Annotated in this window: 15 protein-coding genes, 1 tRNA gene, 1 rRNA gene, 1 other RNA gene and 1 other annotated feature; of the genes, 3 read left to right on the top strand and 15 right to left on the bottom strand. The window is 37.4% G+C overall.

Annotation, left to right across the window (positions count from 1 at the left end; translation table 11 throughout):
* Nucleotides 1–251 precede the first annotated feature (251 nt).
* The 6 genes from BMZ04_RS21195 to ffs all read right to left on the bottom strand — a co-directional run bounded on the left by BMZ04_RS21195 (nucleotide 252) and on the right by ffs (nucleotide 3,910).
* The gene (locus BMZ04_RS21195; RefSeq protein ID WP_177184540.1) at nucleotides 252–509 is read right to left on the bottom strand and encodes a pro-sigmaK processing inhibitor BofA family protein; all 258 of its coding nucleotides are present in this window, start codon (nucleotides 507–509) and stop codon (nucleotides 252–254) included.
* Nucleotides 510–572: 63 nt separating this feature from the next.
* Nucleotides 573–785: a YaaL family protein gene (locus BMZ04_RS21200; protein WP_093277475.1), complete on the bottom strand. Its 213-nt coding sequence runs from the start codon at nucleotides 783–785 to the stop codon at nucleotides 573–575.
* 18 nt (nucleotides 786–803) lie between these two features.
* On the bottom strand, nucleotides 804–1,400 hold the full coding sequence (gene recR, locus BMZ04_RS21205) for a recombination mediator RecR (RefSeq protein WP_093277478.1): 597 nt from the start codon (nucleotides 1,398–1,400) through the stop codon (nucleotides 804–806).
* Between the two features lie 11 nt (nucleotides 1,401–1,411).
* On the bottom strand, nucleotides 1,412–1,732 hold the full coding sequence (locus tag BMZ04_RS21210) for a YbaB/EbfC family nucleoid-associated protein (protein ID WP_093277482.1): 321 nt from the start codon (nucleotides 1,730–1,732) through the stop codon (nucleotides 1,412–1,414).
* A gap of 14 nt (nucleotides 1,733–1,746) precedes the next feature.
* A complete protein-coding gene (dnaX, locus tag BMZ04_RS21215) occupies nucleotides 1,747–3,495 on the bottom strand; it encodes a DNA polymerase III subunit gamma/tau (RefSeq protein WP_093277485.1) in 1,749 nt (582 codons plus the stop codon).
* A 147-nt stretch (nucleotides 3,496–3,642) separates the two neighbouring features.
* Nucleotides 3,643–3,910, bottom strand: an RNA gene (ffs, locus tag BMZ04_RS21220) — signal recognition particle sRNA large type.
* Nucleotides 3,911–4,079: 169 nt separating this feature from the next.
* On the opposite strand from ffs, the gene BMZ04_RS21225 reads away from it, so the two are divergent.
* Nucleotides 4,080–4,172: transfer RNA gene (locus BMZ04_RS21225), tRNA-Ser, on the top strand.
* A 153-nt stretch (nucleotides 4,173–4,325) separates the two neighbouring features.
* On the opposite strand, the gene BMZ04_RS21230 is transcribed toward BMZ04_RS21225, so the two are convergent.
* The 3 genes from BMZ04_RS21230 to BMZ04_RS21240 all read right to left on the bottom strand — a co-directional run bounded on the left by BMZ04_RS21230 (nucleotide 4,326) and on the right by BMZ04_RS21240 (nucleotide 6,875).
* Nucleotides 4,326–4,994 carry a deoxynucleoside kinase gene (locus BMZ04_RS21230; RefSeq protein ID WP_093277488.1) on the bottom strand — a complete coding sequence of 223 codons (669 nt, stop codon included), beginning with the start codon at nucleotides 4,992–4,994 and terminating at the stop codon, nucleotides 4,326–4,328.
* Nucleotides 4,995–4,996: 2 nt separating this feature from the next.
* The gene (locus BMZ04_RS21235) at nucleotides 4,997–5,629 is read right to left on the bottom strand and encodes a deoxynucleoside kinase (RefSeq protein ID WP_093277492.1); all 633 of its coding nucleotides are present in this window, start codon (nucleotides 5,627–5,629) and stop codon (nucleotides 4,997–4,999) included.
* 106 nt (nucleotides 5,630–5,735) lie between these two features.
* Complete coding sequence (locus BMZ04_RS21240; protein WP_177184541.1) at nucleotides 5,736–6,875, bottom strand: glycosyl hydrolase family 18 protein; 1,140 nt, start codon at nucleotides 6,873–6,875, stop codon at nucleotides 5,736–5,738.
* A 76-nt stretch (nucleotides 6,876–6,951) separates the two neighbouring features.
* On the opposite strand from BMZ04_RS21240, the gene tadA reads away from it, so the two are divergent.
* Entirely contained in the window at nucleotides 6,952–7,419 is a 468-nt protein-coding gene (gene tadA / locus BMZ04_RS21245; RefSeq protein ID WP_255368065.1) for a tRNA adenosine(34) deaminase TadA, read from the top strand.
* A gap of 21 nt (nucleotides 7,420–7,440) precedes the next feature.
* Here the strand turns inward: tadA and serS are convergent, their stop codons facing one another.
* Nucleotides 7,441–8,715 carry a serine--tRNA ligase gene (gene serS / locus BMZ04_RS21250; RefSeq protein ID WP_093277495.1) on the bottom strand — a complete coding sequence of 425 codons (1,275 nt, stop codon included), beginning with the start codon at nucleotides 8,713–8,715 and terminating at the stop codon, nucleotides 7,441–7,443.
* Between the two features lie 55 nt (nucleotides 8,716–8,770).
* Nucleotides 8,771–8,985: a binding site (T-box leader), on the bottom strand.
* Between the two features lie 55 nt (nucleotides 8,986–9,040).
* Entirely contained in the window at nucleotides 9,041–9,925 is an 885-nt protein-coding gene (gene pdxS, locus BMZ04_RS21255) for a pyridoxal 5'-phosphate synthase lyase subunit PdxS (RefSeq protein WP_218145538.1), read from the bottom strand.
* Nucleotides 9,926–10,034: 109 nt separating this feature from the next.
* Here pdxS and BMZ04_RS21260 point away from each other — a divergent pair, with 109 nt between their 5' ends.
* Complete coding sequence (locus BMZ04_RS21260; RefSeq protein WP_093277518.1) at nucleotides 10,035–11,447, top strand: MocR-like pyridoxine biosynthesis transcription factor PdxR; 1,413 nt, start codon at nucleotides 10,035–10,037, stop codon at nucleotides 11,445–11,447.
* A gap of 32 nt (nucleotides 11,448–11,479) precedes the next feature.
* On the opposite strand, the gene BMZ04_RS21265 is transcribed toward BMZ04_RS21260, so the two are convergent.
* The 4 genes from BMZ04_RS21265 to rrf all read right to left on the bottom strand — a co-directional run bounded on the left by BMZ04_RS21265 (nucleotide 11,480) and on the right by rrf (nucleotide 15,252).
* A complete protein-coding gene (locus BMZ04_RS21265; protein WP_177184542.1) occupies nucleotides 11,480–12,799 on the bottom strand; it encodes a serine hydrolase in 1,320 nt (439 codons plus the stop codon).
* Nucleotides 12,800–12,956: 157 nt separating this feature from the next.
* Nucleotides 12,957–14,423 (bottom strand): IMP dehydrogenase, encoded by a 1,467-nt coding sequence (guaB, locus tag BMZ04_RS21270; protein WP_093277505.1) that lies wholly within the window; start codon nucleotides 14,421–14,423, stop codon nucleotides 12,957–12,959.
* A gap of 102 nt (nucleotides 14,424–14,525) precedes the next feature.
* Nucleotides 14,526–15,002 (bottom strand): glutathione peroxidase, encoded by a 477-nt coding sequence (locus tag BMZ04_RS21275; RefSeq protein ID WP_093277509.1) that lies wholly within the window; start codon nucleotides 15,000–15,002, stop codon nucleotides 14,526–14,528.
* A gap of 134 nt (nucleotides 15,003–15,136) precedes the next feature.
* Nucleotides 15,137–15,252, bottom strand: a 5S ribosomal RNA gene (rrf, locus tag BMZ04_RS21280).
* Between the last annotated feature and the right edge of the window lie 226 nt (nucleotides 15,253–15,478).

Below are 15,478 nucleotides of genomic sequence, written 5' to 3' on the forward strand. Positions count from 1 at the left end.
CCTGAGCCAGGATCAAACTCTCCATAATAGAGAACTTAAAAAGCTCATTTTGTTTTGCTGGCATCATCATTAAATGATGTCATAATTGTTTTGCTATCAGACTAACAAGTTAATCTTTCAAGCTATATTTCTTAACGTTTTGCATGTTCAGTTTTCAATGTTCATTTTGTCTGCCGTTTCGTTTACCTCTTGGCGACTCCTACTATATTACTCTCTTCAATCTAATAAGTCAACACTTTTCCTGAAGTTTTTTAAAGCAATATAGAAATGGCTACAACGGAAGCTACTCCAGGTACTCCTAAGACCGCTACTACTGCACCTGTAAACAAATTTACAGGGATTGTATAACCAGCTAAACCTAAAAGTAAATGGACACCAAATAACAATAAAACAGAAAAAGCTAGACGAAACAAGAAAATAGATAACCCTTCTACTACTCCAGCAAAAGCTTTTCTAAACATAAGAAGCAATAGTAATACTAGCGAACCCCCAATGATAATTAACTTCATGAATATCATCCCTCTCATAAAATCACTATCCATTACTGTATGAAGCTAGTACTACTATTATACTTATTTTAATATTACATTCCGTATCTTTGCCTCTTTATATAGATAGAAATGAATACTCTCTGCAATTTTTCGTTTTGCCATCGTCTCTAAATTATAGTCATTCAAGTAATCCTCTATTAATTGAGCCTGTTGCCAATCTTCTTTTGTTTCTTTTATTAACTTAATGAATTGTTGATCGAATTCTTTTTTTAATCTTGCTCGTTGAAAAAACATAATAGTACAACATCCCCCTTACAACTCACGACGACCTTCTAATGCTTTGGATAAAGTTACTTCATCCGCATATTCTAAATCTCCGCCTACAGGTAAACCGTGTGCAATTCTCGTTGTCTTAATACCAGAAGGCTTTACAAGACGAGAAATATACATCGCTGTTGCTTCTCCTTCTATTGTAGGGTTAGTTGCTAAAATCAGTTCCTCTACTTGTGTATCCTGCAATCTCTTTAAAAGTGTTGGTACATTAATATCCTCTGGACCAATACCATCCATTGGCGATATAGCACCATGAAGCACATGATACAAACCGTTATAGTCTCTCATTTTCTCCATAGCAATTACATCTTTTGTATCTTGAACGACGCAAATCATCGACAAGTCACGTTGTTGATCCTGACAGATGTGACAAGGGTCAATATCCGTGATGTGCCCACAAACTGAGCAATAAGTTAAGTTTCGTTTAGCATCTACTAACGCTTTAGCGAAATCTAAAACAGTGTCTTCTTTCATTGTTAACACAAAAAATGCCAGACGGGCCGCTGTTTTCGGCCCAATTCCCGGCAATTTCATAAAACTATCTATTAGTTTTGATATTGGTTCAGGATAATGCATCTTTTTTCCTCCTAGAACATACCAGGAAGGTTCAATCCTTTCGTGAATTGACCCATTGTGGCATTCGATGTTTCTTCTGCTTTTTTCATTGCTTCATTCGTTGCAATTACGATTAAATCTTGAAGCATTTCGATATCTTCTGGGTCTACAACAGTTGGATCTAGTTCTACTTCCAATACTTCTTTATGTCCAGAAACAACAACTTTTACCATTCCGCCACCAGCTACCGCTTCGAAACGTTGTGTTCCTAGTTCCTCTTGTGCCTCTGCCATCTTCTTTTGCATTTTTTGCATTTGTTTCATCATACCTTGCATATTTCCCATTCCACGCATCTTTAATTTCCTCCTTAGTCATCATGTACTTCTACAAATTCTTTTCCAAATAATTTTTCTGCTTCTACAATTAAAGGGTCTTCTGAAACATCTTCCATTCCTTGTAGAAACTCCATTGCATCTGACGGCCCGGAAGAAGTATCTTCCGTACTCTCTGAGTTGCCTTGTTTCAGACCATTTTGACGTATAAAATCTGCTCTGATCTTCAACCAATTTTCCTCAGGCACATATACAACCTCATATATTGTACCAGTTAAGTTTGCAATTAACTGCGGAAAAGAAGAAGAAAAGGTTTTGTTCTCCATGGCCATTTGACAGTGAATTTCATATTTGAATTTTAACACAAATGCACTAGAAGATGCTGCTACTGGTTCAGCATCATTTAATAATGCAGCATGTGATTTTTGGAGTTGTTGCAAAATGGTAGCCCATTGAGACTTAATCGTTTGAATATCTGTCTTTGTTGCCGTTTTTAATATTTCTTGAATGCGTCCACTTGAAACCTTTACACCACTATTTGACTTTTGTCTTTGTCTTTTTGGTTGTTCTTGTGCCCCGGCATTTGTTTGTGGTATTATCCCTTGGCTAATTTGTTGCTGTAGTTGGTTTAGCTGACTTTCCAGTGTTTTGACTTTCATCTCAAGTTCTGAATTACTTTCGGTAGTTACTGTACTCCCTCTCGGAACTTGTGCTAGTCTAATAATCGCTGTTTCTAAATACACTTTCGCATGATTAGAAAAACGCATTTCCTGTTGGGTATTCGTTAATATAGAGATGCTTCTGTACAAAGTGTCTTCCGCAAACTTGGATGCCAACTCTTGAAACATAGCGTCCCCTGTTGCTATTTCCAATAACTCTGTTTGCTCTGGTGCAACAAGCAATACAAGTAAATCACGGTAAAAGGTGATAAAGTCCTCTGTTAATCGAACAGGATCCTTTCCATCCTCTACTAACTTTTCCACACAACTAAGTGCCCTTGCTACATCCTTCTCAATTAACGCATCTGCTAGTTGAAAGAATACGTCTTGTCCAATAGAACCAGTTACTAATAACGCATCTTCTAGCGTCATTTTCTCTCCACTAAACGACACTACTTGATCAAGCATACTTAGAGCATCGCGCATTCCACCAGCTGCCGCTTGTGCAATAACCTTTAATACATTTTCATCATATTCAATATTTGCATCAGTCAATACTTCTATCATACGTGAAACAATATCGGATGAAGTAATTCGTTTAAAATCGAAACGTTGGCATCTTGATATTATTGTTAATGGGATTTTATGTGGTTCAGTTGTTGCTAAGATAAATACTGCATGTGCTGGTGGTTCTTCTAATGTTTTTAATAAAGCATTAAAAGCACTTGTAGAAAGCATATGCACTTCATCAATAATATACACTTTATAACGAGCATTCGAAGGGGCAAAACGAACTTTTTCAATAATTTCCCGCATTTCTTCTACACGAGAGTTGGAAGCTGCATCAAACTCAATCACATCTGTATTAGAACCTTCAGTAATACTTTTACAAGTACCACAGTTATTACATGGTTCTTTTGCTGGTCCCTTTTCACAGTTTAAAGCTTTGGCGAATATTTTTGCCGCACTCGTTTTTCCTGTACCACGCGGACCTGAAAATAAATACGCATGTGTCGTTTTATTGTAAAGGAGGGCATTTTGAAGAGTTTGCTTAATATGTGATTGACCTGACATTTCTGCAAAAGACTGAGGTCTATATGCGCGGTAAAAAGCTTGATACGACAACAAATTTCCCTCCTTCTCTTTTAATAGTCACTATTGAACCTATTATAACATAAAGCTGCTATGACTTCTTCCAATAATAGAGGGCTTTTTTCCATAAAAAAACTCATTCGCCTATTAGACAAATGAGTTGATTGTTTTATATTAATGCCGTGCACCTTCCTTCGCTTGAAACACATAAGCGGCACCCTTGTCGTTAACTCGGCTTAGGCTGCCCCGCGGCACATGAGAAAGCACCACTTAATGCTGCTTCCTTCCGGACCTGACATGGTTCATGGGCTCTCATTGCGCAGGACCCAAACGTCAACATCACGTGCAAGTACCAGACCCTACATGTATTCAACCTCAGAGAAGGGGTTCAGTCTCGCTAGAGCGGATTGCGAGTTACAAGACACCGCTACCTTCCCACCTAGCACGGCATTTACTAGTATACTGTTTTCATAAAGAAAAATCAATGAAAACGAATATATTTTATTCATAATGCCCTACTAATCACTCGTCAAATAATTAAAGATATTTTTTCAAAAAAATATAATTAAACTGGTTGACTTTGGTTTTCAACCATGATAAATTAGTTCTTGTACTTCGGAGGAATACCCAAGTCTGGCTGAAGGGATCGGTCTTGAAAACCGACAGGCGGGTCATACCGCGCGGGGGTTCGAATCCCTCTTCCTCCTCCATTTTAAATACACACACGCATAAATTTGAGATTGAATTCGTTGCATAGGTAACGAATTTTTCTTTCGATTAATTGTTCTGAATATTACACTAACTGATTAACTAGTTATTAGCATATTAAAACCTCCCACCTATCTTTGGTGGGAGGTTTTATATTACTTGCGCAATATCGCAGTTTGTTCCATAAAATGACCAATTCTTTCAACAATCATTTCGATGTTTTGGGGATTTTCTACAATGTCATAATCATTTATATTCAGACGGAGCACAGGGCATCCATTGAAAGAATCGATCCATTTTTCATATCGTCCGTGCATTTCTTCCCAATAAGAAATAGGTGTTTGCTGCTCCATTAAGCGTCCTCTGTCATGAATGCGTTCAATAATATCATCTAAAGAACCATCTAAATAGATTAACAAATTCGGATGTGGGAAATACGGTGTCATGACCATCGCTTCAAATAAGCTCGTATACGTTTCATGGTCTACTGGATCCATCGTTCCTTTTTCTTTATGCATTTGGGCAAATATACCGGTGTCTTCGTAAATAGAACGGTCTTGGATAAATCCTCCGCCGTATTCAAACATTCTTTTTTGTTCTTTAAAACGTTCCGCTAAAAAGTAAATTTGTAAATGAAAACTCCATTTAGAAAAATCTTCATAAAAACGATCTAAATATGGGTTAGCATCTACTTTCTCAAATGAGGTTTTAAAATGAAGTGCATCCGCAAGTGCCTTGGTCATCGTAGATTTCCCTACACCAACTGTTCCTGCAATTGTAATAACTGCATTAGAGGGGATGCCATACTTCTCCCTTAAATTCATACTTATAAACTCCTTCTATGCAATGTTGCATCTACTTGATCTAATATAGTTTGTAAATCTTCTCCATTTTGAACAAAATCTATTTTGTCTCCGTCTAGCCTAAGGACCGGTATAGTGGGATGTTTTTTTTCAAATTGGTCAATAAACATTCTATAGTCCGATGAAAGTTGCTGTAAATAATCTGGGCTTATCTTTTTTTCAAAGTCTCTTCCACGCAAACTAATACGATGAAGAAGAACTTCTAAACTTGCATCGAGATAAATAACCATATTAGGAACAGGCATATCTTCCGTTAAAATTTGATAAATAGATTCATACTTTTCATATTCTACTTCATTTAACGAACGTTTAGCGAAAATTAGATTTTTAAAAATATGGTAATCCGCTATAACTCCTTTATCTTTCGATAAATACTTTTTCTCTATATCACTTAATTGTTTATAACGATTACATAAAAAAAACATTTCCGTTTGGAAACTCCACTCTGCAATATCATCGTAAAATTTATTTAAGAAAGGATTTTCATCCACAATTTCCTTTAACAATTCAAATTGATACGTTTGTGAAATTATATTTGCTAACGAGGTCTTCCCAACACCTATGGGACCCTCTACCGTAATAAATGGAATGGACATAATTTTACCCTCACTCTAATATTTCAAATCGTGCCCTTTATTTTAACATAGCTCCATAATAAAAAATAGAATATAGTTGCCTTTCCAAAAGAAAGACAACTATACTCTATTTTTTATTCATCCGAAACATCTCCTGTAGTAAATACCAGTTTTGCGGAAAATCAAAGCCACTATGCCAATAAGATATCCCTAATAACTTTAACTCTTTTAACAGTTTAAACTTTGCTTCAATGGACCTTGCATCCTCAAACCAAACTTCATGCTCTTTTCCATCTAACCAATAATGAAAATACGGTGCTTGGGCAACATTATCATATTGGATAGCCGCATTCCGATTTTTAGCTAATTCAATCGCTTGTTGGGGACTTAATGCTTTGGCAATTGGATTTCCCTGTTTATATGGTAATGTCCAGTCGTATCCATACAAATTTTGACCCATCATGATTTTGCTAGGATCAATTTCAGTTACAGCATATTCTAATACTTTTCGAACCGGACCAATTGGAGATACTGCCATAGGTGGACCTCCACTGTAACCCCATTCATATGTCATAATGACAACAAAATCGACTACTTCTCCAATTCCTTTATAATCGAATCCACCGTACCATTTACCATTTTGTTCTGCACTTGTTTTCGGAGCAAGTGTTGCCGAAATTGCATATCCTTTCGCAAATTCCTTAAATTCTTTTAAGAATTTCACATAGTTTTCTCTGTCCTCTTTGTCTATATATTCAAAGTCAATATGAATATGTTTCGTTCCTCTTTTTTTGGCTTCCTCAACTGTTTGTGCAAATACATTTTTTTTCACGATCTCATTAGTAAAAATGGTATGTGCTAATGTGTCACTAAATGCATAGTTTTCGATATTAACGAGCACAATAACTGCTTCTACTCGATGTCTTTTTGCAACTTCGGATAAACCTCCCCAATCCATAGAAGTTAAAGAGCCATCCCTCTTTACTTCATACGCAAATGGCATCATGTACGTTAATTGCTCTGCATTTTTCTCAACTTGATTAATGACATTTTGAGATGGTACTTCTGTGAACCACTCTACGTATAGGTTTGTTTCAATCATAGGTCGATCTGGATTAGGGGTCGTCGATGGTAAAACAAGTGCCTGACCAACAACTAATACATCAGGGTCCGGAAGTTCGTTTATCGAGGCAAGTGTGGCAGTATTTGTACCAAAACGCTTCGCGATTGCATATAAGTTATCTCCTTGTTTCACTATATAAATCAACCGATCACTCCTTCAACATACAATATGCAGAACATAAATAAAACATGCTACACTATTCATGAGGGGTTGATTTGAATTGGATGAACATTACATGAGTTTAGCGATTGAAGAAGCAAAAAAAGCAGCTGATATTGGAGAAGTGCCGATTGGGGCTATTATTGTATATAAAGGTGAAGTAATTGCAAGAGCTTATAATTTAAGAGAGACCACACAAAATGCAACAACCCATGCCGAGTTATTAGCCATTCAAGAAGCATGTGCGAAAATGGGTAGCTGGCGGTTAGAAGAAACGACTTTATATGTAACACTAGAACCTTGCCCAATGTGTGCAGGCGCTATTCTGCAATCCCGCATTCCCCGGGTCATATACGGGGCTAGAGATGCAAAAGCAGGTTGTGTAGATTCACTATATAGACTTTTAAATGACAATAGATTCAATCATATATGCGAAGTGACGGAAGGTATTTTAGCCGAAGAATGTGGCAGCCTTCTAACTCAATTTTTTCGAAATCTTCGCGCACAAAAAAAGAACCAGAAACGCTAATAGTCTCTGGTTCTTTTCGAATTACTTAATGACAGTTTTCCCACCCATATACGGCACTAAAACTTCTGGTACAATTACTGTTCCATCTGGTTGTTGATAGTTCTCTAAAATGGCAGCGACTGTACGTCCTAGCGCAAGTCCACTTCCATTCAATGTGTGTACATACTCTGGCTTAGCACCAGCTTCTCTTCTAAAACGGATACCAGCACGACGAGCTTGGAAATCCTCGAAATTACTGCAAGAAGAAATTTCTTTGTACTCTCCGTAACTCGGTAACCAAACTTCTAAATCATATTTTTTGGCAGCTGTAAATCCTAAATCCGCTGTACACATATGAAGCACGCGATATGGTAGACCTAGTAACTGCAACACTTTTTCAGCATGACCAGTTAGTAACTCCAACTGCTCATATGATTCTTCTGGCTTAACGAAACGCACTAGCTCCACTTTGTTAAATTGATGCTGACGTATTAAACCTCGCGTATCTCGTCCCGCAGATCCTGCTTCTGAACGGAAACAAGCACTAAAGGCAGTGAACGCTTGTGGTAATACCGCCGCGTCAAGAATCTCATCACGGTAAAAATTCGTTACTGGAACTTCTGCAGTTGGGATTAAGAAATAGTCTTCTTCGTTTATTAAAAATGCATCTTCTTCAAACTTAGGAAGCTGACCAGTACCAGTCAAACTCGCACGATTCGCTAAATAAGGTGGAAGCATTTCTTCATATCCGTGCTCCTCTGCATGTAAATCCATCATGAAGTTTATCAAAGCACGCTCTAGTCTTGCACCTAATCCACGGTAAAAAGCAAAACGACTTCCTGTAACTTTTGCCGCACGTTCAAAATCGACTATTTTTAAATCCGTTGCAATATCCCAATGCGCTTTCGTTTCAAAATCAAATGAAGGTACTTCTCCCCATGTACGAATTTCTACATTATCATCTTCTGTCTCTCCAATTGGAACACTATCATGTGGGATATTTGGGATGCGCATCATCATATGCTCAAACTTCTCTTCCACTTCTCGTAACTCATCATCCAATGCTTTAATCTCATCGCCGACTTCACGCATGCGAACAATAATATCGTCTGCATTTTCTTTATTACGTTTCATTTCCGAAATTTTTTGAGAGAATTCATTTCGTTCTGCTTTTAACACTTCTGTTTTAGCAATCAGTTCTCTACGCTTTTGATCTAATGGTTGAAATTGATCAAACTCAGAAATTTCTTCTCCACGTTTAGCTAGTTTTGCTTTTACTGCTTCGTAATTTTCCCGTACAAATTTTACATCTAACATGAATAGTTCCCCCTAATACTTAATAAAAAACGACAAAAAAGCCCTCATCCCATATAAAAGGGACGAGAGCATACCCGCGTTACCACCCTGATTGACTTGACAATATGTCAAATCCGCTTGTAAAATAACGGCTTTTCAACCGGACACGACTTACTAACATTCAGCCGCTCAACTCAAAGGACGGATTCACAAGTGTTTATATCAGCTTCCACCAACCGCTGACTCTCTAGAAAAAACGTGCTTGTTACTGCTTCCTATCATCGTTTTTTAATCATGAAATTACTTTCACTTTACTATACAGCTGTTTTTTTTGCAAGTGATTCCTTTACCATCCTCTATCTTGCATACGTTCTCCGGCAGTTAGACGAGAAATTTCAATTCCCTTCATTGGAATCCCTAAGTCCTTTGAAACTTTTACAAGCAAGCTATAGTCTTGATAATGAGTTGTTGCTTCGACAATAGCACGGGCAAATTTCTCTGGTTTTTCTGATTTGAAAATTCCCGATCCAACAAATACACCATCTGCTCCGAGCTCCATCATTAAAGCAGCATCTGCTGGTGTTGCGACTCCACCTGCTGCAAAGTTAACAACCGGTAATTTTCCATTATGTTTAATTTGTAGTAATACATCATAAGGTGCTCCTAAAATTTTTGCTTCGGTCATTAACTCATCTTCGTTCATATGAACAATTTTACGAACATGCGCATTTACATTACGCAGGTGACGAACTGCTTCTACAATATTCCCAGTTCCAGGCTCGCCTTTGGAACGAAGCATGGAAGCTCCTTCCCCAATACGACGAGCTGCTTCCCCTAAATCTTTACAACCACATACAAATGGCACTGTGAAATCACTTTTACGTAAGTGGTATTCTTCATCGGCCGGCGTTAGTACTTCTGATTCATCGATATAATCGACTCCCATTGCTTCTAATATACGTGCTTCTGTAATATGTCCAATGCGTGCTTTTGCCATCACCGGTATTGTTACCGCACTCATCACCTCTTCCACAATGCGTGGATCTGCCATGCGAGCTACGCCACCTGCTGCACGAATATCAGATGGTACCCTTTCTAATGCCATTACTGCAATTGCACCCGCAGCTTCTGCAATTTTTGCTTGCTCTGCATTGATAACATCCATAATGACGCCGCCTTTTTGCATTTCCACTATTTCTCGGTTCACTCTATTTGTACCTGTTTGATTAATCTTCATATTATTTTCCCCTCCAAATTGTTATAATGTTTAGTATAATATATTATGACCACATGAAAAGTACCAGAAAATATAAATATGAAGTGGTCAGATGGGTGGTAATATGGACTTTCTCATGTTTCAGCTTGAAACGGACTCACTAATTCCTCTATATGAACAACTATATACAGAAATAAAACAAGCAATTATTAATGGAACAATTGAAGAAGGGGGCAAACTTCCTTCGAAAAGAAAATTAGCAGAGTATCTATCTGTGAGTCAAACGACGGTTGAATTTGCATATAGTCAATTAGTTGCGGAAGGGTTTATCTCCTCTGAACCGAGAAGAGGTTTTTATGTACAAGATTTAGCAGAGTTAGCATTGATCGAGCAACGTACACCGATCGTTGTTCAAGATGAACGTACAAGGGATACTTATTCAATTGACTTTTCACCTGGGAAAATTGACACAGAGTCTTTTCCTTTTAGCCTTTGGAGAAAATGTTCTAAAGAAGTCATTAGCGAGTCAAACAAAGATTTACTCTTACTAGGTCATCCGCAAGGTGATTATACGTTAAGACAGCAAATTTGCACATATTTATATCAATCTAGGGGCGTTAAATGCACGCCAGAACAAATTATTCTGGGATCTGGGACAGAGCAACTCATGCCGCTAATCATTCGCTTACTTGGAGAAGAGGCTGTTTATGGAATTGAAAATCCGGGCTACCCACTTACACATCACTTACTTTTAGAAGACGGAGAAAAAACCGTACCAATCTCGGTAGATGCTGATGGAGCTATCGTTTCACAATTAGAGCATTCTAATGCAACCGTTATGTATGTAACACCTTCTCATCAGTTTCCTACAGGAGCCGTTCTTTCCGCTACCCGCAGGACTCAACTCCTTTCTTGGGCTTACCAAGCGGAGAATCGTTACATTATAGAAGATGACTATGATAGTGAGTTTAGATATACAGGTAGACCGATTCCTTCCTTACAAGGAATTGATCAAAATGAGCGTGTCATATATTTAAGTACGTTTTCAAAATCATTAATGCCATCTCTTCGAATTGCTTATGCAGTATTACCAAAACAGCTCATCGTACAGTACAAACAAAAATACTCGTATTATGCTGCTACTGTACCCCGGATGGACCAGCAAATACTTGCAAAATTCATGGAATCAGGTTATTTTGCGAAACATCTAAACAAAATGCGGAAAATATACAAACGCAAGCTAGAAATAATAACGAAAACAATCGCGGCATATGATCCACTTGTTACAATTTCAGGTGAACAAGCAGGTATGCATCTTTTATTGACCATTCAATCGATTAACACGGAAAAAGAACTTATAGAACTTGCAAAACAAGATGCCATACGTATCCATGGAATACAAGAATATGTTTCAACCAAACTAAATCCATTTAACAAACCGAAAATTGTATTAGGATTTGGGGGTATCGAAGTTGATAAACTTGAAGCATCCATTCAACAACTAATGGGTGCCCTAGAAATAAAAAAAGCACTGTAACCTCAAGTATTTGAGTTTACAGTGCTTTTATATTAGAACAACCCACCAATAAAGTCTGTTGTGCTACCCCACAAATTACTGAAGAATTTACCAATACCTTGGAACATTAAACTAATCCAACTAGCTCTTTCTACTGCTTCAGTAGTTACAACATCCACTTCTGTGGCCTGATCAGTAATATAACCGTAGTCTGTTCCTTCTATTTTTTCTAAATGTACTTTACCTACTACTGTACCTTTTTCAATAGCAGCTTCTAATTTCTCTTTTTCTGCTGTAAATACAGGCTTGTACAATTCTTTTTCATTTGTCTTAATAACCATCGAAATTGGATCCTTTACAGCAATGGCTACATTGTCTTCTTTTCCTTTTTCAACAGATATTGTTTTATGTTTAGGTATTTTATATCCAGCTGGAATAATTTCTTCTTTTGAAAACTGAGCAAATCCATAGTCAAATAACGCTCTCGTTGCATCAAAACGTGCTTTATAAGTACCTACACCATTTGCATCTACAGCTTTCATTACAACCGCAATTACACGCATACCTTTTCTCGTTGCCGTCCCAGTAAAGGAATGTCCTGCAAATTCTGTTGTACCTGTTTTTAAACCATCTACGCCTTCATATTCATAAACCAAACCTGGCAACATCCAATTCCAGTTACTCATTTCAATCGCATCAGAAGTACCTTCACGGAATGTTTTTTTAGGAATTTTCGTCGTTTCTAATACTTCTGGATAATCCTTCATCAAGAAATATGCCAGTTTTGCTACAGATTTAGCTGGCATTATATTTTCATCAGATGCTCCAGTGCTTGCTGGGTGCATCCCTAGTAAATCTTCATTATTTAAACCTGAGGAATTGACGAATTTATAACCAACTAGGCCCATTTCTTTTGCTTTTTCATTCATAAGCTTCACGAAATTTTCTTCCGTGCCAGCAATTGTTTCAGCGATAGCGATTGTCGCGGCATTGGCGGAATAGATAGCCATTGCTTCATACAATTCCCGAATCGAATAAGTACCATCTTCTCGAAGAGGAACGTTACTTAAACTACGATTTTGAGAAACTCTATATGTATAATCTGTAACAGAATACTGTTGATCCCATGTAATTTTTCCCGATTCAATCGCTTCAAATAGTAAATACTCTGTCATCATTTTTGTCATACTAGCTATACCTAATGATGCATCTGCATTTTTTTCATACAGAATTTTACCTGTTTCTGCGTCGATTAGTATTGCAGCATCGACGTTTAAATTTAAATTATCCTCTGCTTTTGTAGCAGTCGGCATTCCACATATAACTGAAACAAGAAGCATCGGAAGTACTAGCCACTTAATCATTGATGTCATCCAAACTTTCTTCACTACTGTACCTCCACTATTAGTTTTTCTCCATGCTCATTTTAACATACTTTATCTTATGCGAGCTTATGTAATTTAAAAAGCACCCATTCGACCTAGAATATGACGTCGAATGAGTGCAAAAGTTTCGATTAATACGTATATCTTATGAAATAGAATAGTTTGGAGCTTCTTTCGTAATTTGCACATCATGTGGGTGACTTTCACGAAGCCCAGCACCAGTCATGCGAATAAATTGTGCATTTTCACGTAAATCTTCTAAGTTTCCAGTTCCACAGTATCCCATGCCAGCACGAACACCACCAAGTAATTGATGAATTGTATCAGCAAGTGGTCCTTTGTATGGTAGACGTCCTTCGATACCTTCAGGAACTAGTTTTTTCGCTTCTTCTTGGAAGTAACGATCTTTTGATCCTTTTTCCATAGCAGCAATTGATCCCATTCCACGATATGTTTTAAAACGTCTTCCTTGGAAGATTTCTGTTTCTCCTGGACTCTCAGTTGTACCAGCAAGTAAACTTCCTAGCATGACAACATGTCCCCCCGCAGCAAGAGCTTTTACGATATCTCCAGAGTATTTAATTCCTCCGTCTGCAATAATCGTTTTACCTGCTTTACGAGCCTCTGTTGCACAATCATAAACTGCTGTAATTTGAGGAACACCGACTCCTGCAACTACTCGAGTTGTACAAATTGAACCTGGTCCAATTCCTACTTTAACAACGTCTGCACCAGCTTCAAATAATGCACGAGTTGCTTCACCAGTTGCAACGTTTCCAGCAACAATATCCAATTCAGGATAAGCTTCTCGAATACTCTTTACTGTATCTATAACTCCTTGAGAGTGACCATGTGCAGTATCAATAACAATTACATCAACCTGTGCTTGGACAAGTTTTTCTACACGAAGCATTGTATCCTTAGTTACGCCAACAGCCGCTCCTACTAATAAACGCCCAAGATGATCTTTTGCTGCATTAGGGAATTCGATCACTTTTTCAATATCTTTAATCGTGATTAATCCTTTTAACATGCCATTTTCGTCGACAATCGGTAATTTTTCTATTTTATATTGCTGTAAAATTTTCTCTGCATCTTCTAGTGTAGTGCCAACTGCTGCTGTGACTAAATGTTCCTTTGTCATTACTTCATCGATTATTAAAGAATAATCTTGAATAAAACGTAAATCACGATTTGTAATGATGCCGACCAATGTTAAATCTTCTTCATTATTAACAATTGGAACACCAGAGATTCTATATTTCCCCATTAAATGTTCTGCATCATACACTTGATGAGTTGGTGTTAAGAAGAAAGGATCGGTAATAACTCCATTTTCAGAACGTTTAACTGTTTCAACTTGCTCTGCCTGTTCTTCAATGCTCATGTTCTTATGAATAATCCCTAATCCACCTTGTCGAGCCATTGCAATTGCCATTTTAGCTTCCGTCACAGTATCCATACCCGCACTTATTACCGGGATATTTAACTTAACTTTTGAAGTGAGTTGAACGGATAGATTGATATCTTTTGGTAACACCTCTGATTGAGCTGGAACTAACAAAACATCATCAAATGTTAAACCTTCTTTTTGAAATTTAGACTCCCACATTTCTAATTTCCTCCTTCTATAACTGAATATTATTACAAGGTTATCAGCGTGCACGTCTAGTGTCAAGAACCCTTAAATTAAACATTAATTCTAATTTTTCTATCAAATTAATTTACAAATATCTATTTCCATTTTTAGTGGAGGTGTTTGCGGGGCATATCTCCCTACTACTTTTCCTTCTTTGTCGATTAAAAATTTCGTGAAATTCCATTTTATGTTATTAGATAAAAATCCTTTTTGTTCTGTAGTGAGATATTGAAATAATGGATGAATATCCGTTCCTTTAACATCTACTTTTGCGAACATAGGGAAAGTAACACCATGGTTAAGTTGACAAAATTCCAGTGTTCTGTCAATATCCTCAAACTCTTGATTGTTAAATTGACTACAAGGAAATCCCAATATTTCCAGACCCTTACTGCGGAATTCTTCATATAACTTCTGTAGTTCAGTGAACTGCGGCGTAAATCCACAATGACTTGCGGTGTTTACGATTACTAATGGTTTACCCTTGAATTTACTTAATGATACATCTTCACCTTTTGTATTCTTCGCTGTAAATTCATAAATTGACGTCATTTTAACACTCCTTCATTCGTCTTATCTATACAATATTTCTTTATTCATACATGCGCAAGCCATTTAATTATGTACAATTAGCTAAATAAAAAAGAAGTCGTTACCGATTACTCGATAACGACTTCTTTATTCGTGCCCAGCGACGTCCTACTCTCGCAGGGGGAATCCCCCAACTACCATCGGCGCAAAAGAGCTTAACTTCCGTGTTCGGTATGGGAACGGGTGTGACCTCTTTGCCATCATCACTAGACTGTTCGGCTTCCAATACACATCGTACTTCTTTGTCAACTTCATTCGTTCGGTCAGTCACGTACTGGAGTACGCTCCTTACCTCTCTCAATCGTTTCCTCGAATTACTCGTGTCTTGAAACCCTCAAATTAGAGTGCTTGTTCACTCAAAACTGGATAAAAGACATTTTCAACAGATAAATACATTTTGGTTAAGTCCTCGATCGATTAGTATTCGTCAGCTGCAC

It is taken from the genome of Psychrobacillus sp. OK032, assembly GCF_900111345.1.
In the GTDB taxonomy this organism is placed as follows: Bacteria; Bacillota; Bacilli; order Bacillales_A; family Planococcaceae; genus Psychrobacillus.